The organism is Streptococcus mitis, from assembly GCF_003942795.1.
Lineage (GTDB): Bacteria > Bacillota > Bacilli > Lactobacillales > Streptococcaceae > Streptococcus > Streptococcus mitis_BJ.
Genome location: NZ_RJNY01000014.1, coordinates 17,777 through 40,647, shown reverse-complemented (window position 1 = coordinate 40,647; position 22,871 = coordinate 17,777). Strand labels below are relative to the sequence as shown.

23 protein-coding genes, 1 tRNA gene and 1 other RNA gene are annotated in these 22,871 nt (G+C 42.6%); 21 read left to right on the top strand and 4 right to left on the bottom strand.

The window, feature by feature from the left end; all coding sequences use genetic code 11:
• The first annotated feature begins 106 nt into the window (after positions 1-106).
• The 7 genes from D8847_RS07180 (at position 107) to trxB (ending at position 4,461) form a co-directional block, all read left to right on the top strand.
• Entirely contained in the window at positions 107-601 is a 495-nt protein-coding gene (locus D8847_RS07180; RefSeq protein WP_125841118.1) for a GNAT family N-acetyltransferase, read from the top strand.
• A complete protein-coding gene (locus tag D8847_RS07175; RefSeq protein ID WP_125841117.1) occupies positions 598-1,113 on the top strand; it encodes a methylated-DNA--[protein]-cysteine S-methyltransferase in 516 nt (171 codons plus the stop codon). Before D8847_RS07180 ends, D8847_RS07175 begins: the two co-directional genes overlap by 4 nt.
• A gap of 12 nt (positions 1,114-1,125) precedes the next feature.
• A complete protein-coding gene (locus D8847_RS07170; protein ID WP_125841116.1) occupies positions 1,126-1,482 on the top strand; it encodes an arsenate reductase family protein in 357 nt (118 codons plus the stop codon).
• A gap of 156 nt (positions 1,483-1,638) precedes the next feature.
• Positions 1,639-2,439: an amino acid ABC transporter permease gene (locus D8847_RS07165; protein WP_000219165.1), complete on the top strand. Its 801-nt coding sequence runs from the start codon at positions 1,639-1,641 to the stop codon at positions 2,437-2,439.
• Positions 2,439-3,182 carry an amino acid ABC transporter ATP-binding protein gene (locus D8847_RS07160; protein WP_125841115.1) on the top strand — a complete coding sequence of 248 codons (744 nt, stop codon included), beginning with the start codon at positions 2,439-2,441 and terminating at the stop codon, positions 3,180-3,182. The genes D8847_RS07165 and D8847_RS07160 overlap by 1 nt, the downstream gene beginning before the upstream one ends.
• Before the next feature lie 77 nt (positions 3,183-3,259).
• Positions 3,260-3,484 (top strand): DUF4059 family protein, encoded by a 225-nt coding sequence (locus D8847_RS07155; RefSeq protein ID WP_000924294.1) that lies wholly within the window; start codon positions 3,260-3,262, stop codon positions 3,482-3,484.
• Positions 3,485-3,549: 65 nt separating this feature from the next.
• Positions 3,550-4,461 carry a thioredoxin-disulfide reductase gene (gene trxB / locus D8847_RS07150; protein WP_125841114.1) on the top strand — a complete coding sequence of 304 codons (912 nt, stop codon included), beginning with the start codon at positions 3,550-3,552 and terminating at the stop codon, positions 4,459-4,461.
• A 190-nt stretch (positions 4,462-4,651) separates the two neighbouring features.
• Here trxB and rlmB read toward each other — a convergent pair whose 3' ends face one another.
• Both rlmB and def read right to left on the bottom strand, forming a co-directional pair.
• Positions 4,652-5,380 carry a 23S rRNA (guanosine(2251)-2'-O)-methyltransferase RlmB gene (gene rlmB / locus D8847_RS07140; RefSeq protein WP_125841113.1) on the bottom strand — a complete coding sequence of 243 codons (729 nt, stop codon included), beginning with the start codon at positions 5,378-5,380 and terminating at the stop codon, positions 4,652-4,654.
• A 44-nt stretch (positions 5,381-5,424) separates the two neighbouring features.
• A complete protein-coding gene (gene def, locus D8847_RS07135) occupies positions 5,425-6,036 on the bottom strand; it encodes a peptide deformylase (RefSeq protein ID WP_125841112.1) in 612 nt (203 codons plus the stop codon).
• Between the two features lie 154 nt (positions 6,037-6,190).
• Here def and D8847_RS07130 point away from each other — a divergent pair, with 154 nt between their 5' ends.
• The 4 genes from D8847_RS07130 (at position 6,191) to ssrA (ending at position 9,404) form a co-directional block, all read left to right on the top strand.
• A complete protein-coding gene (locus D8847_RS07130; protein ID WP_125841111.1) occupies positions 6,191-7,510 on the top strand; it encodes a CapA family protein in 1,320 nt (439 codons plus the stop codon).
• Positions 7,511-7,533: 23 nt separating this feature from the next.
• On the top strand, positions 7,534-8,361 hold the full coding sequence (locus D8847_RS07125) for a Cof-type HAD-IIB family hydrolase (RefSeq protein ID WP_125841110.1): 828 nt from the start codon (positions 7,534-7,536) through the stop codon (positions 8,359-8,361).
• A 1-nt stretch (position 8,362) separates the two neighbouring features.
• Positions 8,363-8,998: an SGNH/GDSL hydrolase family protein gene (locus tag D8847_RS07120; RefSeq protein ID WP_125841109.1), complete on the top strand. Its 636-nt coding sequence runs from the start codon at positions 8,363-8,365 to the stop codon at positions 8,996-8,998.
• 58 nt (positions 8,999-9,056) lie between these two features.
• Positions 9,057-9,404: a transfer-messenger RNA gene (gene ssrA / locus D8847_RS07115) on the top strand.
• A gap of 233 nt (positions 9,405-9,637) precedes the next feature.
• Here the strand turns inward: ssrA and D8847_RS07110 are convergent.
• Positions 9,638-9,725 (bottom strand) — tRNA-Ser (locus D8847_RS07110).
• 161 nt (positions 9,726-9,886) lie between these two features.
• On the opposite strand from D8847_RS07110, the gene D8847_RS07105 reads away from it, so the two are divergent.
• From D8847_RS07105 to D8847_RS07085, 5 genes are all read left to right on the top strand, one after another.
• Complete coding sequence (locus tag D8847_RS07105) at positions 9,887-10,627, top strand: DeoR/GlpR family DNA-binding transcription regulator (protein WP_125841108.1); 741 nt, start codon at positions 9,887-9,889, stop codon at positions 10,625-10,627.
• On the top strand, positions 10,624-11,535 hold the full coding sequence (pfkB, locus tag D8847_RS07100) for a 1-phosphofructokinase (protein WP_125841107.1): 912 nt from the start codon (positions 10,624-10,626) through the stop codon (positions 11,533-11,535). Before D8847_RS07105 ends, pfkB begins: the two co-directional genes overlap by 4 nt.
• On the top strand, positions 11,532-13,487 hold the full coding sequence (locus tag D8847_RS07095; RefSeq protein ID WP_125841106.1) for a PTS fructose transporter subunit IIABC: 1,956 nt from the start codon (positions 11,532-11,534) through the stop codon (positions 13,485-13,487). Before pfkB ends, D8847_RS07095 begins: the two co-directional genes overlap by 4 nt.
• Before the next feature lie 160 nt (positions 13,488-13,647).
• Complete coding sequence (locus D8847_RS07090) at positions 13,648-14,436, top strand: HEAT repeat domain-containing protein (RefSeq protein ID WP_125841105.1); 789 nt, start codon at positions 13,648-13,650, stop codon at positions 14,434-14,436.
• 131 nt (positions 14,437-14,567) lie between these two features.
• Positions 14,568-16,874, top strand: coding sequence for a DNA translocase FtsK (locus D8847_RS07085; protein WP_125841104.1), 2,307 nt, complete (start codon positions 14,568-14,570; stop codon positions 16,872-16,874).
• 43 nt (positions 16,875-16,917) lie between these two features.
• Here the strand turns inward: D8847_RS07085 and D8847_RS07080 are convergent, their stop codons facing one another.
• Positions 16,918-17,343 carry a DUF6556 family protein gene (locus D8847_RS07080; protein ID WP_125841103.1) on the bottom strand — a complete coding sequence of 142 codons (426 nt, stop codon included), beginning with the start codon at positions 17,341-17,343 and terminating at the stop codon, positions 16,918-16,920.
• Positions 17,344-17,481: 138 nt separating this feature from the next.
• Between D8847_RS07080 and D8847_RS07075 the strand changes: the two genes are divergently transcribed.
• The 5 genes from D8847_RS07075 to D8847_RS07055 all read left to right on the top strand — a co-directional run bounded on the left by D8847_RS07075 (position 17,482) and on the right by D8847_RS07055 (position 22,746).
• Positions 17,482-18,624, top strand: coding sequence for a cysteine desulfurase family protein (locus tag D8847_RS07075; protein WP_125841102.1), 1,143 nt, complete (start codon positions 17,482-17,484; stop codon positions 18,622-18,624).
• 8 nt (positions 18,625-18,632) lie between these two features.
• Complete coding sequence (gene thiI / locus D8847_RS07070; protein WP_125841101.1) at positions 18,633-19,847, top strand: tRNA uracil 4-sulfurtransferase ThiI; 1,215 nt, start codon at positions 18,633-18,635, stop codon at positions 19,845-19,847.
• A 136-nt stretch (positions 19,848-19,983) separates the two neighbouring features.
• Positions 19,984-20,808 carry an alpha/beta hydrolase gene (locus D8847_RS07065; protein WP_001016814.1) on the top strand — a complete coding sequence of 275 codons (825 nt, stop codon included), beginning with the start codon at positions 19,984-19,986 and terminating at the stop codon, positions 20,806-20,808.
• An 18-nt stretch (positions 20,809-20,826) separates the two neighbouring features.
• On the top strand, positions 20,827-21,567 hold the full coding sequence (locus D8847_RS07060) for an esterase family protein (RefSeq protein ID WP_125841100.1): 741 nt from the start codon (positions 20,827-20,829) through the stop codon (positions 21,565-21,567).
• A 12-nt stretch (positions 21,568-21,579) separates the two neighbouring features.
• Positions 21,580-22,746: an ATP-grasp domain-containing protein gene (locus D8847_RS07055; RefSeq protein ID WP_125841099.1), complete on the top strand. Its 1,167-nt coding sequence runs from the start codon at positions 21,580-21,582 to the stop codon at positions 22,744-22,746.
• Positions 22,747-22,871: the final 125 nt, after the last annotated feature.

Genomic DNA, 22,871 nt, shown 5'->3' with positions numbered 1-22,871 from the left:
AACTAGATTATAAAATAATAAAAAACAAAAGTCAAGTTTCAACTGCTTGTAGAAAGCTTTAAATTATGCTATGATGAGAGAAACTAGTTAGAAATGAGGGGAAAAGATGGAGATTCGTTTAGCTTTTCCAAACGAAGTAGATGCGATTATGCAGGTGATGGAGGATGCCAAAAAGTGCTTAGCCAAGTCTGGTAGCGACCAGTGGCAAAATGGCTATCCAAATGCCGACATCATTATTGATGATATTATCTCAGGCCAAGCCTATGTAGCCTTGGAAGAAGAGGAATTACTAGCCTATGCTGCTGTGACCAAGAGCCCAGAGGAAGCCTATGAAGCGATTTATGAAGGGAGTTGGCAGGGGGGAGAATCAGAATATCTGATCTTTCACCGTATCGCTGTGGCAGTAGATGTCCAAGGACAAGGTGTTGCTCAGACTTTCCTAGAAGGCTTGATTGAAGGTTTTGATTATCTAGATTTTCGTTCAGATACGCATGCAGAAAACAAGGCCATGCAGCATATCTTTGAAAAGCTAGGCTTCCAACAGGTTGGTAAGGTTCCAGTTGATGGGGAACGTTTGGCCTATCAGAAATTAAAAAAATGAAGCAGAATAAGTACGCAAAAATGCTCTACCCGTCGCCAATTGGAACCTTATCCTTAGTTGCTGACGAGCAATATCTGTATGGAATTTGGGTACAGGACCAAACCTATTTTGAGAGGGGATTAGGGGATGAAACGATAGAAGAAGTTGCTAGCCATCCTGTATTAGAGCAAGTTATTTCCTATTTAGATACCTATTTCGAAGGCAGTGTTCAGGACCTATCTGACTTACCTTTGGCTCCTATTGGAACGGATTTTGAAAAGCGAGTCTGGACTTATTTACAGGCCATTCCTTATGGTCAAACAATAACTTACGGACAAATAGCGCAAGACCTGCAAGTGGCTTCTGCCCAAGCGATTGGCGGAGCAGTGGGGCGTAATCCTTGGTCCATCCTCGTACCCTGTCATCGTGTGCTAGGGTCAGGCAATCGCTTGACAGGCTATGCATCTGGAGTCGAAAAGAAAGCCTGGCTCTTGCAACATGAAGGTGCAGCATTTCAAGAAAATAAAAAATAGAAAGAAAAGAAGATGTTAGAATTTATCGAATACCCAAAATGTTCAACTTGTAAGAAAGCAAAAAATGAATTGGATCAACTTGGACTGGAATACCAAGATGTCCACATCGTAGAAGAAACACCAAGTGAAGACGTGATTTTGAACTGGTTGGAAACCTCCGGTTTTGAAGTGAAACAATTTTTCAATACTAGCGGGATCAAATACCGCGAACTGGGCATAAAAGATAAGGTGGGAAGTTTGTCAAAACAAGAAGCAGCCAAGCTTCTAGCGAGTGATGGGATGTTATTGAAACGTCCAATTTTGGTGGAGAATGGTGCTGTTAAACAAATCGGCTATAGAAAAACCTATGAGGACTTAGGTTTGAGATAGTTTTTATTTATCTCCTTGATAGGTAAAATATATAGCCTCCCTGTTTTAAAGTGTGATAAACTAGAAGATAGACAAAGTCTGAGTAGCCCGTAGCAAATAATTTGCTTGCGAGCAGAAGTATGATAGAATGAATCATTATCAGGAGAGGATGTTTTTATGACTGTTACAACATTTTTAGCATCAGATTGGTACCAAAGTTTGATGCAATTGATTCCGGATGGTAAGCTCTTTAGTTTGCGTTCGGTTTTTGATGGAATTCCAAGGATTGTCCAACAACTGCCTACAACCTTGATGTTGACGCTTGGAGGTGCACTCTTTGGTTTGCTACTTGCCCTGATTTTTGCCATTGTTAAGATCAATCGTGTTAAGATTTTATATCCCTTGCAGGCCTTTTTCGTCAGCTTCTTAAAAGGTACCCCAATCCTAGTTCAACTTATGTTGACCTACTACGGAATTCCTTTAGCACTGAAAGCTATCAACCAACAATGGGGAACTGGTCTCAATATCAATGCGATTCCAGCAGCGCTTTTTGCGATTGTGGCCTTTGCTTTTAATGAGGCGGCTTATGCAAGTGAAACGATTCGTGCAGCCATCCTTTCTGTTAATCCAGGTGAAATTGAGGCGGCACGCAGTTTGGGTATGACGCGAGCGCAAGTTTATCGTCGCGTGATTATTCCAAATGCGGCGGTAGTTGCGACACCGACTTTGATTAACTCCCTTATCGGTTTGACCAAGGGGACTTCTCTAGCCTTTAGCGCAGGTGTTGTGGAGGTCTTTGCCCAAGCTCAGATTTTAGGTGGAGCTGATTATCGCTATTTTGAACGTTTCATCTCCGTAGCCCTTGTTTATTGGGTAGTCAATATCGGAATTGAAAGCCTCGGCCGTTTCATCGAGAGAAAAATGGCTATTTCAGCGCCGGATACAGTACAAACAGATGTGAAAGGAGACCTTCGTTAATGATTAAGATTTCGAATTTAAGCAAATCCTTTTCAGGACAGACAGTCTTGAATCATCTGAACTTGGATATCCAAAAAGGTGAGGTAGTGGCTTTGATTGGTTCATCTGGAGCTGGGAAATCAACCTTTCTTCGAAGTTTAAACTATCTTGAAACTCCAGATAGTGGAACGATTCAGATTGACAATTTTAAAGTTGATTTTTCTCAGATTAGCCAAGAAGAGATCCTAACCCTTCGTCGCAAGTTGTCCATGGTTTTCCAACAATTTAATTTGTTTGAACGCCGAACTGCTCTTGACAATGTCAAGGAAGGTTTGGTTGTCGTTAAAAAATTATCGGACGATGAAGCAACAAAAATCGCTAAGGAAGAGTTGGCCAAGGTTGGTCTTTCTGACCGTGAAAACCATTATCCTCGCCATTTATCAGGTGGACAAAAGCAACGGGTTGCCCTCGCGCGTGCGCTTGCTATGAAACCAGATGTCTTGCTCTTGGATGAGCCCACTTCAGCCCTTGACCCAGAGTTGGTCGGTGAAGTAGAAAAGTCTATTGCAGACGCTGCCAAGTCAGGTCAGACCATGATTTTGGTCAGTCACGATATGTCTTTTGTAACCCAAGTGGCAGATAAGGTTTTATTCCTAGATAAAGGGAAAATCATCGAGTCTGGCACACCGGATGAAATCATCAATCATCCGAAAGAAGAACGGACAAAAGAATTCTTCGCTAGTTACAAACGGACTTATATTTGATATAATAGAAAAAGGAAAACTCAGTTAGTTGGACTAGCTGAGTTTACTCTTTAAAAAAGATAGAAACGAGAGAGATCATGCTGCTGCATTTATTTTCTTTGTATTTCGAGAGTTTGATCTTAACGACCATTCTTGTCGTGATTTTTCTGGGGATTTGGATTGGATTGAGAGCCATGTCTGGTGTGGACAAGACAGCCAAGGCTCGCCAAGCTCATCTCTATGATATGATTATGATTGGAGTTTTGGTCGTTCCGGTGTTATCCTTTGCCGTCATGAGTTTGCTCTTGGTTTTCAAGGCATAATCCTTGCGTGATTAGCAAGAATGAGTTAGAATAAAGATAGTTACAACAAGAAAGAAGGAATTGAAATGTACGATACGATTATTATCGGTGCTGGACCTGCGGGAATGACCGCTGCCTTATATGCCGCTCGAAGCAATCTGAAAGTGGCTTTGATTGAAGGTGGTCTGCCAGGCGGGCAAATGAACAACACATCTGATATTGAAAACTATCCAGGTTATGCCAACATCAGTGGACCTGAATTGGCTGAAAAGATGTTTGAACCACTTGAAAACCTTGGAGTTGAGCATCTTTATGGCTATGTTGAAAATATTGAAGACAAGGGTGACTATAAGAAGGTAATCACTGATGATCAAGTTTACGAAACCCGTACTGTCATCGTGGCAACTGGGTCAAAACACCGTCTCTTGGGAGTTCCCGGAGAAGAAGAACTAAATAGCCGAGGAGTTTCTTACTGTGCAGTCTGTGACGGAGCTTTCTTCCGTGACCAAGACTTGCTCGTAGTCGGTGGTGGAGATTCAGCGGTAGAAGAAGCCCTATTCTTGACTCGCTTTGCCAAGACTGTTACCATTGTTCACCGTCGCGACCAACTTCGTGCCCAAAAGGTTTTGCAAGACCGTGCCTTTGCAAATGAGAAAGTCAACTTTATCTGGGACTCTGTAGTCAAGGAAATTAAAGGTGAAAACCGAGTAGAATCTGTCGTATTTGAAAATGTAAAGACGGGTCAAGTGACAGAGCAAGCCTTTGGAGGTGTCTTTATCTACGTCGGTTTAGATCCTGTTAGCGATTTTGTTAAAGAATTGAATATCCAAAATCAGGCAGGCTGGATTGTGACAGATAACCACATGAAAACTGCCGTTGACGGTATCTTTGCGGTTGGGGATGTTCGCCAAAAAGATCTTCGCCAAGTAACAACAGCAGTTGGAGATGGGGCTATCGCTGGTCAAGAAGCTTACAAATTTATTACAGAACATAGTTAATACACTTCGAAAATCTCTTCAAACCACGTCAGCTTCGCCTTGCCGTAGGTATGGGTACTGACTTCGTCAGTTCTATCCACAACCTCAAAGCAGTGCTTTGAGCTGTCTATAGCTAGCTTCCTAGTTTGCTCTTTGATTTTCATTGAGTATAATCATAAAAAAGTTTCCAATCACTTGATTGGAAACTTTTTTATAGTCGATTTCGGAAAACTTCGTACATGAGAATAGCTGCTGCAACACTGGCATTGAGGCTTTGAACATGACCATTCATCGGAATGGTTATCATTTCATCGACCTGTTTTTTGATATTGCTAGAGATGCCTTTTCCTTCATTTCCGATGATGAGGGCGATTTTCCCTTTTGTATTCCACTTGTGGCAAGGAGTACCGTTCATATCCGTTCCAAAGGTCCAGAATCCTTCATCNTTGAGTTTATCGAGGGTTTGACTGAGGTTGGTCACTCGGGCAATCGGTACATGCTCGATAGCACCTGTGGCAGTTTTGGCAACGACAGGAGTCACTCCGACAGCACGGTGCTTGGGAATGATGACGCCTGAAACATTGGTCGCATCGGCTGTTCGCAAGATAGAACCTAGATTATGGGGATCAGTTAACCCGTCCAGAATCAATAGCAAAGGATTTTCTTCTTGGCGTGTTTTTGCAAGGATGTGATCCAGATCGCTATAGGCAAATTCGGACACTCGTAGAACAAAACCTTGGTGGACAGCGCCTTCGGTCATTTCAGAGAGGGATTTTTTTGAAGTCCAAGAGATGGNTACCTTTTTCTCAGCAGCCAGTTCCTTGACTTTCTCAACATTCTTACCTCGGAGATCTTCTTGGAGGTAAAGTTTGTTTCCAGTGTTTGCAAGGAGGGCTTCAGTAACGGCATGGACGCCATAGACAATATCATTTGTTTTCATGCCTCTATTATAACACAAAACCCCGTCTTGCAACGGGATTTTCTTTATTCCAGAATCAGTAAACCATCTTTAACAGCAAATGGGTCTTTCTCATTGATACGATCGTAAAACATGATTCCGTTTAGATGATCAATTTCATGTTGGACAACAATGGAGTTGTAGCCTTTGAGCTTGATACGGTGTTTTTTGCCGTCCTTGTCAAAGTAATCAACAGTGACGCGAGCATGACGAACAACATAGCCTGGAACTACACGGTCGACAGATAGGCACCCTTCTCCTTCACCGAGGGCGGCGTCCTGAACAGAGTGAGATACGATTTTTGGATTGTACATAATAGCTTGCAAATCGTAGGCTTCCTGAGGAGCATCACCTTCTTCCACAATATTGGGCACTAAAACAGCGATAATGCGTTTTGAGATATCTAACTGAGGAGCAGCCAATCCAACCCCACCTCGAAGCCCCATCTTTTCAGCCATAACGGGATCCTGAGAATGTTTGAGGAATTGCATCATCTTTTCTCCAAGGATGATTTCCTGGTCAGACAGTGGGAAAGTGACCTCCTCAGCAACCGCGCGAAGGGTTGGGTTCCCCTCACGGATAATATCGTTCATATTAATTAAATGAGCAGCTTTTGTAATACGTTCTATAGCAGACATTTTCTCTCCTTTCATTACCTCTACATGATAACACAAAATAGACGAGAAAGAAAGTCACAGAAGTTCCTAAAAAATAATATAATAAACGGTATTCCTCTTTTGTCTGTGGTATAATAAAAGAAAAGGCTTGCAGTAAAAGCAAGGGGGGATAAAGATGGAAAAGCGACAAGATAGACGGTCTCATGGTCCTATTTTTGGATTGTTGAAGAGTAGTGTTGGTTTCTTTAGGAATTATAAATCTTGGACAAATGCTCAGTTCATTACGGTGTTGCTACTTGCAGTTACCTTGTCTATGGGGCTGAACTTGTTGGCCCAAGCAGTACAAGGTAACAAGGAAACAAGTCCGAGTGGTCAAACAGTTGATTCTGCTCAGACGTCTAGTCAGTCTAAGGAAAATCAGTCTGATGAAACGACAGCTCGTATCATGGCAAATGGTGACCTTCTCTACCATATTCCTATCTACCGAACAGCTCTGAAAGAAGATGGAACCTATGATTTCCATGAAAATTTTGAGTATGTAAAACCCTGGCTCAAACAAGCGGATTTAGTGCTTGGTGACTTTGAAGGAACGGTGAACAAGGACCACTATTTGGCAGGTTATCCTCTCTTTAATGCACCAGGAGAAGTCATGGATGCGATCAAGGATGCAGGCTACCAAGTTCTAGACTTGGCTCATAATCACATCTTGGATTCGCAGATAGAGGGAGTTGTTTCAACGGCTCAAGCTATTGAAAAGGCTGGAATGACACCCATCGGAGTCTACACACATGAATCCCGAGACCAAGCACCTATAGTCATCAAGGAAGTCAATGGTATCAAGGTAGCTCTCCTGGCCTATTCTTACGGTTTTAATGGCATTGAGCAGTATATCTCTCAAGAGGACTATAATCGCTATCTTTCTGATTTGAATGAAGATAAGATGAAGGCAGAAATCGAGCGTGCTGAGAAGGAAGCGGATATTACTGTCATCATGCCCCAGATGGGAATTGAGTACCAGCTAGAACCAACGGAAGAACAGAAAACACTTTACCACAAGATGGTGGAATGGGGAGCTGATATTATCTTTGGAGGGCATCCTCACGTCGTTGAACCTGCTGAAACAGTTGAAAAAGATGGTGACAAAAAACTGATCATCTATTCCATGGGGAATTTCCTCTCAAATCAGCGCATTGAAACCATGCAAGACGAGGAAAATGCCAAGTGGACGGAGCGCGGTGTTCTCATGGATGTGACCATTAAGAAAAAAGATGGCAAGACTGGGATTGAAACGGCCAAAGCGCATCCTACTTGGGTCAATCGAACACCTAAAGGAACTTACTCTCCAGAAGGTTATCCGCTCTTCCTCTATCAGACTTATATCCTAGAGGACTTCATCGAGGGAGGCAGTTACCGTGACAAGTTGGACGAGGCGACCAAGGAACGAATTGACACGGCCTATAAAGAAATGAATGAACATGTAGGGTTGAAGTGGTAGGTGCTCACCCTAAAGGAGATATGATGACGATTAAATTAATTGCAACAGACATGGATGGAACCTTGCTAGACCCGAGAGGTCAGCTGGATCTGCCCCGCTTGGAAAAGATTTTAGATCAGCTGGATCAAAGGGATATCCGTTTTGTCATTGCGACGGGGAATGAAGTTCATCGTATGAGGCAATTACTAGAACACTTGGCGAGTAGAGTAGTTCTAGTAGTTGCCAATGGGGCGCGTATTTTTGAACATGATACATTACTTCAGGCACGGACCTGGGATGATACTATGGTTGACAAGGCTTTAGTTCATTTTAAAGGGAGAGAGTGCCGAGATCAGTTCGTCGTAACAGGTATGAATGGTGGTTTTGTCAAGAAAGGCACTGTTTTTACAGAACTTGATAAATTTATGACTCCAGAGATGATTGAAAGACTCTATCAACGAATGCATTTTGTGGAAGAGTTACAAGCTGACCTCTTTGGTGGAGTGCTTAAAATGAGCATGGTTGTTGGTGAAGAACGATCGAGTTCTGTTTTGCGGGAAATCAATGATCTCTTTGATGGGCATGTAAGAGCTGTTTCCAGTGGTTATGGTTGTATCGATATCCTACAGGCTGGTGTTCACAAGGCTTGGGGATTGGAAGAATTACTCAAGCGCTGGGATTTGAAATCGGAACAAGTTATGGCTTTTGGTGACAGTGAAAATGATGTCGAGATGTTGGAGATGGCTGGTATTGCCTATGCGATGGAAAATGCAGATGATGAGGTCAAGGCAGTTGCGACTGCCCTAGCTCCGGCTAACAGCCAGGCGGGTGTTTATCAAGTCCTAGAAAATTGGTTAGAGAAAGAGGGATAAGGTGGCAGTACAGTTATTAGAAAATTGGCTCCTAAAAGAGCAGGAGAAGATTCAAACCAAGTATCGTGAATTGAATCAAGTTTCTGTTCTAGAGCCAGATATCATTTTTATTGGTGATTCGATTGTAGAATACTACCCATTGCAAGAGTTGTTTGGGACTGCAAAGAAGATTGTCAATCGTGGCATCCGAGGCTACCAGACGAAACTGTTATTAGAGAATCTAGATGCCCATCTTTATGGTGATGCTGTGGATCAAATTGTTCTCCTAATTGGGACAAATGATATCGGAAAAGATATTCCTATAAATGAAGCCTTGGATAATCTTGAGCGAGTGATCCAATCAATTGCCCGAGATTATCCGTTGTCACAAATAAAGCTCCTATCCATTTTGCCAGTCAATGAGGGAGAGAAATACAAGCAGACTGTTTATATCCGAACCAATGAAAAGATTAGAGAATGGAATCAAGCCTATGAGGCTCTAGTATCCGCCTATATGCAGGTAGATTTTGTGCCGATTTATGATAGTTTGACAGATTCAGAAGGGCAACTTCAATCAGCCTATACAACGGATGGCCTCCATCTAAGTGTAGCCGGTTATCAAGCCTTATCGGAAGCCTTAAAAGAGTATCTTTTCTAAAGAGGTGGCTTGATTTTGCATTTTTTATGAAGATAGGTTATAATAGTTCTATAATCTTGGGGTCGTTACGGATTCGACAGGCATTATGAGGCATATTTTGCAACCCGTGTGGCGACGTAAACGCTCAGTTAAATATAACTGCAAAAAATAACACTTCTTACGCTTTAGCTGCCTAAAAACCAGCAGGCGTGACCTGATTTGGATTGCTCGTGTTCAATGACAGGTCTTATGATTAGCGAGATACGATCAAGCCTTGTCTAGTGGTTTGATAAGAGATTAATAGACTCGCAGTTCCTAGGCTTGAGTTATGTGTCGAGGGACTGTTAAAACAATACATAACCTATGGTTGTAGACAAATATGTTGGCAGGTGTTTGGACGTGGGTTCGACTCCCACCGGCTCCATTATTCTTTCACCAACCTTGGAAAAACGTTGTTAAATCAACGTTTTTTGTTTTTGCCTTTTGTATTCCTTGGTATTCTTTTGCTAAAAAAGGATATAACAAAGGATACAACATTTTTGTCGTATCCTAGAAATCTATATCCTTTTGTTTTATGAAATCATATAGTGTTTGTATTATTTGATTTTTAAATGCTTGCGATAAAAAAACTGCATTGAGGTGCAGTTTTTCTTTTTTCTACGGAAGACATGGGATTCGAACCCACGCACGCTGTTACACGCCTACCGCGTTTCCAACACGGCCTCTTAAGCCTCTTGAGTAATCTTCCAATACTTACTCAAATAGTCTACCATAAAGCCACTTATCTTGCAATAAAAATTTTGGAAATAAGAAAAATGATAGATTTTGAAAGAAAATGATAAAAAATGCTTGACTTTGATAGAAAATGTGTTAGAATGAATAGTGTAAACGATAACAGGAGGTGATTTGGTGTTAAAAACAGGGAGAAAACAACTGATTTTAGAGGAGTTAAATCAACATCATGTAGTTTCTCTAGAAAAATTAGTTAGTTTGCTAGAAACGTCAGAATCAACGGTTCGAAGAGACTTGGATGAGTTGGAAGCGGAAAACAAGCTTCGTCGCGTGCATGGTGGAGCAGAATTGCCCCATTCCTTGCAGGAAGAAGAAACCATTCAAGAAAAATCTGTCAAAAACCTTCAAGAAAAGAAGTTGCTGGCTCAGAAAGCAGCCTCTCTCATCAAGGAACAAGATGTCATCTTTATCGATGCTGGAACAACAACTGCTTTTTTGATTCATGAATTGATCAATAAGAATGTTACAGTTGTGACCAACTCTATTCACCATGCCGCTCAGTTGGTTGAAAAACAGATTCCAACTGTCATGGTTGGAGGAAGTGTCAAGATGGCAACAGATGCATGTATCGGTGGTGTTGCTCTTAACCAAATCAATCAATTGCACTTTGACCGTGCCTTTATCGGGATAAATGGTGTAGACGATGGTTATTATACGACTCCTGATATGGAGGAGGGAGCCGTTAAGCGTGCTATTTTAGAGAATGCCAAACAAACCTATGTCTTGGTCGATTCGTCTAAGATTGGACAAACTTGCTTTGCCAAGGTAGCACCACTTAAACGCGCTATTGTTATTACAAGTCAAGGGCATGAGCTCTTGCAGGCTATTAAGAAGAAAACGGAGGTAATAGAAGTATGATTTATACAGTCACACTCAATCCATCCATTGACTATATCGTGCGCTTGGACCAAGTCCAAGTTGGAAGTGTCAATCGTATGGACAGTGATGATAAGTTTGCTGGAGGGAAAGGAATCAATGTCAGTCGTGTCTTGAAACGCTTGGATATTCCAAATACAGCGACTGGATTTATCGGAGGCTTTACTGGTAAATTTATCACAGATACCCTTGCAGAAGAGGAAATCGAAACTCGTTTTGTCCAAGTAGCTGAAGATACTCGCATCAATGTCAAGATTAAAGCAGACCAAGAAACAGAAATCAATGGAACGGGTCCAAATGTGGAACCAGCTCAGCTAGAAGAATTGAAAGCTATCCTATCTAGTTTGACAGCAGATGATACGGTGGTATTTGCGGGTTCGAGTGCTAAGAACCTGGGCAATGTTATCTACAAGGATTTGATTGCTTTGACACGCCAGACTGGTGCCCAAGTGGTTTGTGACTTTGAAGGACAGACATTGATTGATAGTTTGGACTACCAGCCACTTTTGGTTAAACCAAACAATCACGAACTTGGAGCTATCTTTGGAGTGAAACTCGAAAGTTTAGATGAAATCGAGAAATATGCTCGAGAATTGTTGGCTAAAGGTGCTCAAAACGTTATCATCTCTATGGCTGGGGACGGTGCCCTTCTTGTAACATCCGAGGGATCATACTTCGCAAAACCTATCAAGGGAACAGTTAAAAATTCAGTGGGAGCTGGTGACTCTATGGTCGCTGGATTTACCGGTGAATTTGTCAAATCAAAAGACGCAGTAGAGGCCTTCAAATGGGGAGTGGCTTGTGGGACAGCAACTACTTTCTCTGATGACTTGGCAACTGCAGCATTTATAAAAGAAACTTATGAAAAAGTTGAGGTAGAAAAACGATGAAAATTCAAGACCTATTGAGAAAAGATGTCATGTTGCTGGATTTGCAGGCTACTGAAAAAACAGCAGCTATCGAAGAGATGATTCATAGCTTGGTAGATCACGGTTATGTGACGGATTTTGAAACCTTTAAAGAAGGAATTTTGGCGCGTGAAGCTCTAACTTCCACTGGTTTGGGTGACGGAATCGCTATGCCACACAGTAAAAACTCTGCTGTCAAAGAAGCAACCGTTCTCTTTGCAAAGTCAAACAAGGGTGTTGACTATGAGAGCTTGGATGGACAACCAACTGACCTCTTCTTCATGATTGCGGCTCCAGAAGGTGCCAATGATACTCATTTGGCAGCCTTGGCAGAATTGTCTCAATACTTGATGAAAGACGGTTTTGCTGACAAACTTCGTCAAGTAACATCTGCAAATCAAGTTATCAAACTTTTTGACCAAGCTTCAGAAAAAGCTGAGGAACCTGTTCAAGCACCTGCTAATGACTCTGGTGACTTTATCGTAGCTGTTACAGCTTGTACAACAGGTATCGCCCACACTTATATGGCCCAAGAGGCCCTTCAAAAAGTAGCTGCTGAAATGGGTGTTGGGATCAAGGTCGAAACCAACGGTGCCAGCGGTGTTGGGAATCAATTGACTGCAGAGGACATCCGTAAGGCTAAAGCTGTTATCATCGCTGCAGACAAGGCTGTTGAGATGGATCGTTTCGATGGCAAGCCATTGATCAACCGCCCAGTTGCAGACGGTATCCGTAAGACAGAAGAATTGATCAACTTGGCTCTTTCTGGGGATGCTGAAGTTTACCATGCTGCTAATGGAGCAAAAACTGCAACAGCAAGCAACGAAAAACAAAGCCTTGGTGGGGCCTTCTATAAACACTTGATGAGTGGTGTATCTCAAATGTTGCCATTCGTTATCGGTGGTGGTATCATGATTGCCCTTGCTTTCTTGATTGATGGTGCTATGGGTGTGCCAAATGATAGCCTTGGAAATCTCGGTTCTTACCATGAACTCGCTTCTATGTTCATGAAAATCGGTGGCGCTGCCTTTGGCTTGATGCTCCCAGTCTTTGCAGGATATGTTGCCTACTCTATCGCTGAAAAACCTGGTTTGGTCGCTGGTTTTGTGGCTGGTGCTATTGCCAAAGAAGGTTTTGCCTTTGGTAAAATTCCTTATGCTGCAGGTGGTGAAGCCACTTCAACTCTTGCAGGTGTCTCATCTGGTTTCCTAGGTGCCCTTGTTGGTGGATTTATCGCAGGTGCTTTAGTTCTTGCTATCAAGAAATACGTTAAAGTTCCTCGTTCACTTGAAGGTGCTAAGTCTATCCTACTCTTGCCACTTCTGGGAACAATCTTGACTGGATTTGTTATGCTAGCTGTTAACATCCCAATGGCAGCAATCAACACTGCTATGAATGACTTCCTAGGCGGTCTTGGAGGAGGTTCAGCTGTCCTTCTCGGTATCGTTCTTGGTGGAATGATGGCTGTCGACATGGGTGGACCAGTCAACAAAGCTGCCTATGTCTTTGGTACAGGTACGCTTGCAGCGACTGTTTCTTTAGGTGGTTCTGTAGCCATGGCAGCAGTTATGGCTGGGGGAATGGTTCCACCACTTGCCATCTTTGTCGCAACCCTTCTCTTTAAAGATAAATTTACCAAAGAAGAACGTAACTCTGGTTTGACAAACATCATCATGGGCTTGTCATTCATCACTGAAGGAGCGATTCCATTTGGTGCCGCTGACCCAGCTCGTGCGATTCCAAGCTTTATCCTTGGTTCAGCAGTAACAGGCGGACTCGTTGGTCTTGCTGGTATCAAACTCATGGCACCACACGGAGGAATCTTCGTTATCGCTCTAACTTCAAATGCCCTCCTTTACCTTGCCTCTGTCTTGGTTGGTGCAATTGTAAGTGGTGTGGTTTATGGTTACCTACGCAAACCATTAGAAAAATAATCACAAATACTCAAATGACTGAACACGAAAGTGGCCAGTCATTTTTTGATGATGGAGTTAGGGAGGACGGTCTTTAAAGTGATATAATAGAGGTAAATCTTAGAGAATTTAAATGATAGAATGCTGAAGTTCTACAAATATCTTAGAGGAGATAAGTGTCATGAGTGATTCTAGAAAAGAAGGAATCGACAAACTAGAAAAGGAACAGCTCGGTCGCAAAAGTCTTACAAAAGAAGCGTTACAAGGAACCTATGCCAGCTTGGTGGAGGAAGATTTTCCTGATTCTAAACGAATTCATTTTATAGCTGATTTAGGTAGGAGCCCAGAAATTGCCTTTCATTTTGAACTCATTTGCAACGATTGGGAGGAAGGAACTGACCTAAATTTTGAAGCAAGTTTTGACCAGCATGGGCAGGAGGGAATAGACTATCTTTTGGAAACTCTCAATCAAGAGGAAGATGAGAGTCAACGCATTTTGATTGTTTATTTCCTAGCGAAAATCCTTTCCAAAGTAAGACATAGAGATTTTTATGCATCTTCTTGCAAGCAAGTACTTCCTGTTCTAATCTCTCTTTTACCTAGTTCAGAAGCTTCGAATCGTAGAAAGCTAATCATTGCCCTAGGTTGGATTGGTTCAATAAGTGAGATAGAAATCTTAGGGCAACATCTCTTGACTGACCAAGATGCACTTTGTCGTGCCTGGTCTGCCAGTAGTTTGATGCAATTATCTTTTCATCAAGTTGAAAAAGAAGTCTTGATGGAGAAAACGAAGGATTTGTTTCGAGAGGCGATTCCAGAAGAAAAGGACTTTCTGGCTTGTGCTCTGATGATAGAAGCAGCTCAAGTTTTATTTGGGAAAAAATGGATTCCTACATCTGCTGTAGAGAAGTTGGAAATCGAAAAGATTGAGAAGGCAAGAAAATCAGCAATTAGATTTTTGAAGAAGTAGTGAGACAAGGTTGTTGAAAAATAATATAGAATAGAAAATTCAGAAATATCAACGAAAGATGATTGTGTCTAGTAGATGCAGTCATTTTTTTGATTTCTCTAGATGTTTCTGAAATATGGTATAATAGAAGAATGGCAAACAAAAATACAAGTAAAACAAGACGGAGACCGTCTAAAGCAGAACTCGAAAGAAAACAGGCTATCCAGAGGATGTTGATTTCCTTAGGAATTGCCTTATTGTTGATTATTGCAGCCCTCAAGCTTGGTGCTGCGGGTGTCACCCTTTATAATCTCATTCGACTGTTAGTCGGAAGTTTAGCTTATGTGGCTATAGGTGGTCTCCTCCTCTATCTTTTTCTTTTTAAATGGATACGCAAGCAAGAGGGGCTTCTGTCAGGATTTCTCTGTATCTTCGCTGGCTTGCTCTTGATTTTTGAGGCCTATCTTGTCTGGAAGTTTGGTTTGGAGCAGTCAGTTCTAAAAGGGACCTTGGCTCAAGTTATGACGGATCTGACTGGTATGCGGGTGACTAGCTTCGCTGGTGGAGGTCTGCTAGGTGTTGGACTTTATATCCCCATAGCCTTTCTTTTCTCCAATATCGGATCGTACTTTATTGGAGTTCTTTTGATTCTAGTTGGGGCTCTCTTGGTCAGTCCTTGGTCTATTTATGATGTTGCAGCCTTTATTGGAGCCCGGTTCAGATCCTTCATGGAAAAACAGGAACAGAGAAAACAGGAACGCTTCATCAAGAGAGAAGAAGAGAAGGCTCGTCAAGAAGCTGAAGAAGCAGCAAGAATCAAGAGAGAACAAGAAGAACAGGATGCACTACCGCTTCCTCCTGTAGATCCTGAAACTGGAGAAATCTTACCAGAAGTTCCAGACTATGATCTTCCACCAATTCCTGAAAAAGAATGGAATGAACCGGAGATTATCCTCCCTCAAGCTGATTTTGACGTTCCAGATGTGGAAGAAGGCTTTGAGGATGAAGAGGTGCAGGTTGATTTTTCTGCCAAGGAAGCCCTCGAATACAAGCTACCAAGCTTGCAACTCTTTGCCCCAGATAAACCAAAGGACCAGTCTAAAGAGAAGAAAATCGTTCGAGAAAATATCAAAATCTTAGAAGAAACCTTTGCCAGCTTTGGTATCAAGGTGACGGTGGAACGGGCTGAAATCGGCCCATCAGTAACCAAGTATGAAGTCAAGCCAGCAGTTGGTGTACGGGTTAACCGCATTTCCAATCTGGCAGACGACTTAGCGCTGGCTCTGGCGGCCAAGGATGTTCGGATTGAGGCTCCAATACCTGGTAAATCCTTAGTCGGAATTGAGGTTCCTAACTCTGAGATCACAACCGTTTCCTTCCGCGAACTCTGGGAACAGTCTCAAACAAAACCAGAAAATCTCCTTGAAATCCCTCTAGGTAAGGCGGTCAATGGAACTGCTCGAACCTTTGACCTTTCCAAGATGCCGCACCTACTCGTGGCAGGTTCGACAGGATCAGGGAAGTCAGTTGCAGTTAACGGTATCATTGCCAGCATTCTCATGAAAGCAAGACCTGACCAGGTCAAGTTTATGATGGTGGATCCTAAGATGGTTGAGTTATCCGTTTACAATGACATTCCACACCTCTTGATTCCAGTTGTGACCAATCCACGCAAGGCCAGCAAGGCTCTGCAAAAGGTTGTGGATGAGATGGAAAACCGTTATGAACTCTTCGCTAAGGTTGGTGTGCGAAATATCGCTGGTTACAATGCTAAGGTCGAGGAATTTAATAGCCAGTCTGAGTACAAACAAGTACCGCTTCCTTTGATTGTTGTCATTGTAGATGAGTTGGCTGACCTCATGATGGTGGCCAGCAAGGAAGTGGAAGATGCTATTATCCGACTTGGACAGAAGGCACGTGCTGCTGGTATCCACATGATTCTCGCAACGCAACGTCCATCGGTTGATGTCATCTCTGGTCTCATCAAAGCCAATGTCCCCTCTCGTGTGGCTTTTGCAGTTTCATCAGGTACAGATTCACGAACCATCTTGGATGAGAATGGAGCAGAAAAACTGCTTGGTCGAGGAGACATGCTCTTTAAACCAATCGATGAAAATCACCCAGTCCGTCTGCAAGGATCCTTCATCTCAGATGACGATGTCGAGCGCATCGTAAACTTCATCAAGGCTCAGGCGGATGCGGACTACGATGAGAGTTTTGATCCAGGTGAGGTTTCTGAAAATGAAGGAGAATTTTCAGATGGTGAAGCTGGTGGCGATCCGCTTTTTGAAGAAGCTAAGGCTTTGGTTATCGAAACCCAGAAAGCTAGTGCTTCGATGATTCAGCGTCGTTTGTCGGTTGGATTTAATCGTGCGACCCGCCTTATGGAAGAACTCGAAATGGCAGGTGTCATCGGTCCAGCTGAGGGAACCAAACCACGAAAAGTATTGCAACAATAAAAAATAGCTTCTTTCCAAATTTGGAAAGAAGTTATTTTTGTGATTACTGGTTCGTTTTAGTTTCAGAACTCGTCGTATTTGACTGTGTTCCGTTATCGCTTGTTTCTTTTGTTGAGGAAGGTGTAGAAGAATCCTGAGTTGTTGTTTTCTTCTCTTCTTTTTGCTCTTCCTTTTTATTGGATTGAGGAGTTTCTTCTTGCGAGATATTTTCTTTAGTAGAAGTGTTGTCCTTATTAGGAGTAGTATTCTCCTGAGGGGATTCTTTTTGAATTTCCTTGACAACAGTTGTTTGGGTTGTCGTCGGTTCTTTTTTGTTGTTTTTGTTATTGTCCATGGCGTTCATGATAGTGATAGTAGCGGTGATTAGGCCAAGGATACTACCGATGGTAGCAATCGTTTTTTGAAAGACAGTAAACCCTTTTTTGATATGCTCAGTTTTTGGTTTTGAAGTTCTATGATAGTTAGACATGATACTCTCCTTTAATTATGATTTATTATACCTCATTTCTTTAAAAAAATCTTAAAAAAAAGAGGACTTGCCCTTTCTTGTCGCAAGCTTCGTTTCATGATACAATAGAAGAAGTGATTTTAGAAAGCGTGAGAAAACATGATCTACTTTGATAATTCGGCAACGACCAAGCCTTATCCTGAAGCACTTGAAACCTATACGCAGGTCGCTTCGAAAATTGTAGGAAATCCTTCTAGCCTCCATCGTTTGGGAGACCAGGCGACACGAATTTTAGATGCTTCCCGGCAGCAAATTGCAGATTTGATTGGCAAGAAGAGTGATGAAATCTTCTTTACCTCTGGTGGAACAGAAGGAGATAACTGGGTCATCAAAGGTGTGGCCTTTGAAAAAGCCCAGTTTGGCAAGCACATCATCGTATCAGCCATTGAACATCCAGCAGTCAAGGAATCAGCCCTCTGGCTGAAAGGTCAAGGTTTTGAGGTGGAAGTTGCTCCAGTTGATGAGAAAGGGTTTGTGGATGTTGAGGCTCTAGGAGCTTTGATACGACCTGATACGACCCTCGTTTCCATTATGGCAGTAAACAATGAAATTGGGTCTATTCAGCCTATTGAGGCTATCTCAGAACTTTTGGCAGACAAGCCAACTATTTCCTTCCACGTTGATGCAGTTCAGGCACTCGCTAAGATTCCGACTGAAAAATATCTGACAGATCGAGTGGATTTTGCGACCTTTTCGAGTCATAAGTTTCATGGTGTCAGAGGTGTTGGCTTTGTCTATATCAAGTCTGGTAAGAAAATTACGCCTCTGTTGACTGGTGGTGGTCAGGAGCGAGACTATCGTTCGACAACTGAAAATGTGGCAGGGATTGCAGCGACAGCCAAGGCCCTCNGTTTGTCTATGGAAAAGTTAGATATCTTTACTAATAAGACAGGGCAGATGAGATCAGTCATTCGTCAAGCGCTTTTGGACTATCCAGATGTTTTTATCTTTTCAGCTGAGGAAGACTTTGCCCCTCATATCCTGACTTTTGGGATTAAGGGTGTTCGTGGTGAAGTCATCGTTCACGCCTTTGAAGACTATGACATTTTCATTTCCACAACTTCGGCTTGTTCATCCAAGGCTAGAAAACCTGCGGGGACCTTGATTGCCATGGGAGTGGACAAAGATAAAGCCCAGTCAGCTGTGCGTCTTAGCCTAGATCTTGAAAATGATATGAGTCAGGTCGAGCAATTCTTGACCAAGCTAAAATTAATTTACAATCAAACTAGAAAAGTAAGATAGGAGCATTCATGCAGTATTCAGAAATTATGATTCGCTACGGAGAGTTATCAACCAAGGGCAAAAACCGCATGCGTTTCATCAATAAACTTCGCAATAATATTTCGGACGTTTTGTCCATCTATCCCCAAGTTAAGGTAACCGCTGATCGCGACCGTGCCCACGCTTACCTGAATGGAGCCGACTACACAGCAGTTGCAGAATCTCTCAAACAAGTCTTCGGGATTCAGAATTTTTCTCCAGTATATAAGGTCGAAAAGTCTGTAGAAGTTCTGAAGTCTGCTGTCCAAGAGATTATGAAAGATATCTACAAGGAAGGCATGACCTTTAAGATTTCTAGTAAGCGCAGCGACCACAACTTTGAACTCGACAGTCGTGAACTCAACCAAACACTTGGTGGAGCTGTATTCGAAGCTATTCCAAATGTCCAAGCTAAAATGAAAAATCCGGACATCAATCTTCAGGTGGAGATTCGTGAGGAAGCAGCTTATCTTTCCTATGAGACTATTCGAGGAGCAGGTGGTTTGCCTGTGGGTACTTCTGGTAAGGGGATGCTCATGTTGTCAGGAGGGATTGACTCGCCTGTAGCAGGTTATCTAGCCCTTAAACGTGGAGTGGATATCGAGGCCGTTCACTTTGCCAGCCCACCTTACACGAGTCCAGGCGCTCTCAAGAAGGCTCAAGATTTGACCCGTAAATTGACCAAGTTTGGTGGCAATATCCAGTTTATCGAAGTGCCTTTCACAGAGATTCAAGAGGAAATCAAGGCTAAAGCGCCAGAAGCCTACCTCATGACCTTGACCCGTCGTTTGATGATGCGAATTACCGACCGTATCCGTGAGGTACGAAATGGTTTGGTTATCATCAATGGGGAAAGTCTTGGTCAGGTGGCAAGCCAAACCCTGGAGAGCATGCAGGCTATCAACGCTGTGACCAACACCCCTATCATCCGCCCTGTGGTTACTATGGACAAGTTGGAAATCATTGACATCGCTCAGGAAATCGATACCTTTGAAATTTCAATCCAGCCTTTTGAAGATTGCTGTACTATTTTTGCTCCTGACCGTCCTAAGACCAATCCTAAGATTAAGAATGCTGAGCAGTATGAAGCACGCNTGGATGTTGAAGGCTTGGTTGAGCGAGCAGTGGCAGGGATTATGATTACTGAGATTACACCTCAAGCTAAAAAAGATGAAGTTGATAACTTGATTGACAATCTCCTCTAATCAGAAAATCCAGAAGAATTCAGAAAAACAAATGAAAAAAGTTAGTTATTTATCCTTAAAATGGACATTTACTGACTTTTTTTCTATTTTTATGGTATAATGAGATAAAATTTTGAATATAGAGAGTTTTCTGACAATGAATCATTCCTACTTTTACTTAAAAATGAAAGAACACAAACTTAAGGTTCCTTATACAGGAAAAGAGCGTCGTGTGCGTGTGCTCCTGCCAAAGGACTACGAGAAAGACACAGACCGTTTTTATCCTGTAGTTTACTTTCATGATGGGCAAAATGTCTTTTACAGCAAGGAGTCTTATATCGGACACTCTTGGAAAATTATTCCAGCCATTAAGCGAAATCCAGACATCAGTCGCATGATTGTCGTTGCCATCGACAATGATGGTATGGGACGGATGAATGAGTATGCGGCTTGGAAGTTTCAAGAATCTCCTATACCAGGGCAGCAGTTTGGCGGTAAGGGTGTGGAGTATGCCGAGTTTGTCATGGAGGTGGTCAAGCCTTTTATCGATGAAACCTATCGTACCAAAGCTGATCGCCAGCACACGGCTATGATTGGTTCGTCACTAGGAGGCAATATCACCCAGTTTATCGGACTAGAGTACCAAGATCGAATTGGTTGTCTAGGTGTTTTTTCATCTGCTAACTGGCTTCACCAAGAAGCCTTTAACCGCTATATCGAGCGCAAGAAATTATCGCCTGAACAGCGCATTTTCATCTATGTGGGAACAGAAGAAGCAGACGATACGGACAAGACCTTGATGGCTGGCAATATCAAGCAAGCCTATATCGACTCATCGCTTCGCTACTACCATGATTTGATTGCAGGTGGAGTACATTTGGATAATCTTGTCTTGAAAGTTCAGTCTGGTGCTATCCATAGTGAAATACCTTGGTCGGAAAATTTACCAGACTGTCTCCGATTTTTTGCAGAGAAATGGTAAGTTAAGAAAGGAGAAAATATGCATATTGAAAACCTCAGCCATTGGAGTGGCCACCTCAACCGTGAAATGTACCTCAACCGTTATGGGCATGCTGGGATTCCAGTTGTTGTTTTTGCTTCATCTGGTGGTAGTCACAATGAATACTATGATTTTGGCATGATTGATGCCTGTGCTTCCTTTATCGAAGAAGGTCGTGTTCAATTCTTTACCCTATCCAGCGTTGACAGTGAGAGCTGGTTGGCCACTTGGAAAAATAATCATGACCAAGCGGAGATGCATCGAGCTTACGAACGCTATGTGATTGAGGAGGCTATTCCTTTTATCAAGCATAAGACAGGTTGGGTTGATGGCATGATGACTACGGGTTGCTCGATGGGGGCTTACCATGCACTCAATTTCTTCCTCCAGCATCCAGATGTCTTTACCAAAGTGATTGCTCTCAGCGGTGTTTACGACGCACGTTTCTTTGTCGGTGATTACTACAATGACGATGCCATTTATCAAAACTCGCCTGTAGACTATATCTGGAATCAGAATGACGGATGGTTTATCGATCGTTACCGTCAGGCGGAGATTGTCGTCTGTACGGGCCTCGGTGCTTGGGAACAAGATGGTCTGCCATCCTTCTACAAACTGAAAGAATCCTTTGACAAGAAACAAATCCCTGCCTGGTTTGCTGAGTGGGGACATGATGTTGCCCATGACTGGGATTGGTGGCGTAAACAAATGCCTTATTTCCTTGGTCACATGAATCTATAAAAGGAGTTGCCTATGAATTATCTTGTTATTTCACCCTACTATCCACAAAACTTTCAACAGTTTACCATCGAGCTAGCTAATAAAGGCATCACCGTTTTGGGAATTGGTCAGGAGCCTTACGAACAACTAGATGAACCTTTGCGCAATAGCCTAACCGAGTATTTCCGTGTGGACAATCTTGAGAACATAGACGAAGTCAAACGTGCAGTTGCCTTTCTTTTCTACAAGCATGGACCAATTGACCGCATCGAGTCCCACAATGAATACTGGCTTGAACTAGACGCAGCCCTTCGTGAGCAATTCAATGTCTTTGGTGCCAAACCAGATGACCTCAAAAAGACCAAGTTTAAGTCTGAAATGAAGAAACATTTCCAAAAGGCAGGAGTACCTGTTGTTCCGGGAGCAGTGATTAAAACAGAGACCGATGTAGCTCAGGCTGTGGAGGAGATCGGTTTACCATTGATTGCCAAACCTGATAATGGGGTGGGGGCGGCAGCAACCTTTAAGCTTGAGACAGAAGAAGATGTAAATCACTTTAAGGCTGAATGGGATCATTCAACCGTGTATTTCTTTGAAAAATTTGTTACTTCTAGCGAAATCTGTACTTTTGACGGACTTGTGGACAAGGATGGCAACATCGTCTTTTCAACGACTTTCGATTATGCCCATACACCACTTGATCTCATGATTTATAAGATGGACAATTCCTACTATGTGCTTAAGGATATGGATCCAAAACTGCGCAAGTATGGTGAGGCCATTGTCAAGGAATTTGGTATGAAAGAACGCTTTTTCCATATCGAGTTTTTCCGTGACGGGGACGACTACATTGCCATTGAGTACAATAACCGTCCTGCAGGTGGCTTTACCATTGACGTTTATAACTTTGCTCATTCCTTGGACCTCTATCGTGGCTATGCAGCGATTGTCGCAGGAGAAGAGTTCCCAGCATCAGAGTTTGAATCTCAATACTGTTTAGCTACATCACGTCGTGCTAATGCTAACTATATTTATTCAGAAGAGGTTCTTCTTGCCAAATACAGCCAGCAGTTCAAGGTTAAAAAAATCATGCCAGCAGCCTTTGCAGAACTACAAGGGGACTACCTTTATATGCTGACCACTCCGAGTCGCCAAGAGATGGAGCAGATGATTGCAGACTTTGGTCAGCGTCAAGAGTAACGAAAAGGATGAAGGGAGTTTGACTTCTTTTGTCCTTTTCTTAAAGATAAGTTAAATAAAGCGTTTTCCATAGATTCTTTTAGAAAATCTGTTGCTAAAAGGTCTAAAAATTGATAGAATAAGGA

Coding starts and splice junctions, on each gene's coding strand:
- D8847_RS07125 (WP_125841110.1), top strand. CDS start 7,534: ATGACGATTAAATTAATTGCAACAGACATGGATGGAACCTTGCTAGAC.
- D8847_RS07055 (WP_125841099.1), top strand. CDS start 21,580: ATGAATTATCTTGTTATTTCACCCTACTATCCACAAAACTTTCAACAG.
- D8847_RS07165 (WP_000219165.1), top strand. CDS start 1,639: ATGACTGTTACAACATTTTTAGCATCAGATTGGTACCAAAGTTTGATG.
- D8847_RS07060 (WP_125841100.1), top strand. CDS start 20,827: ATGCATATTGAAAACCTCAGCCATTGGAGTGGCCACCTCAACCGTGAA.
- D8847_RS07180 (WP_125841118.1), top strand. CDS start 107: ATGGAGATTCGTTTAGCTTTTCCAAACGAAGTAGATGCGATTATGCAG.
- D8847_RS07130 (WP_125841111.1), top strand. CDS start 6,191: ATGGAAAAGCGACAAGATAGACGGTCTCATGGTCCTATTTTTGGATTG.
- D8847_RS07090 (WP_125841105.1), top strand. CDS start 13,648: ATGAGTGATTCTAGAAAAGAAGGAATCGACAAACTAGAAAAGGAACAG.
- D8847_RS07095 (WP_125841106.1), top strand. CDS start 11,532: ATGAAAATTCAAGACCTATTGAGAAAAGATGTCATGTTGCTGGATTTG.
- pfkB (WP_125841107.1), top strand. CDS start 10,624: ATGATTTATACAGTCACACTCAATCCATCCATTGACTATATCGTGCGC.
- trxB (WP_125841114.1), top strand. CDS start 3,550: ATGTACGATACGATTATTATCGGTGCTGGACCTGCGGGAATGACCGCT.
- def (WP_125841112.1), bottom strand. CDS start 6,036: ATGTCTGCTATAGAACGTATTACAAAAGCTGCTCATTTAATTAATATG.
- D8847_RS07085 (WP_125841104.1), top strand. CDS start 14,568: ATGGCAAACAAAAATACAAGTAAAACAAGACGGAGACCGTCTAAAGCA.
- D8847_RS07160 (WP_125841115.1), top strand. CDS start 2,439: ATGATTAAGATTTCGAATTTAAGCAAATCCTTTTCAGGACAGACAGTC.
- D8847_RS07175 (WP_125841117.1), top strand. CDS start 598: ATGAAGCAGAATAAGTACGCAAAAATGCTCTACCCGTCGCCAATTGGA.
- D8847_RS07170 (WP_125841116.1), top strand. CDS start 1,126: ATGTTAGAATTTATCGAATACCCAAAATGTTCAACTTGTAAGAAAGCA.
- D8847_RS07155 (WP_000924294.1), top strand. CDS start 3,260: ATGCTGCTGCATTTATTTTCTTTGTATTTCGAGAGTTTGATCTTAACG.
- D8847_RS07080 (WP_125841103.1), bottom strand. CDS start 17,343: ATGTCTAACTATCATAGAACTTCAAAACCAAAAACTGAGCATATCAAA.
- D8847_RS07065 (WP_001016814.1), top strand. CDS start 19,984: ATGAATCATTCCTACTTTTACTTAAAAATGAAAGAACACAAACTTAAG.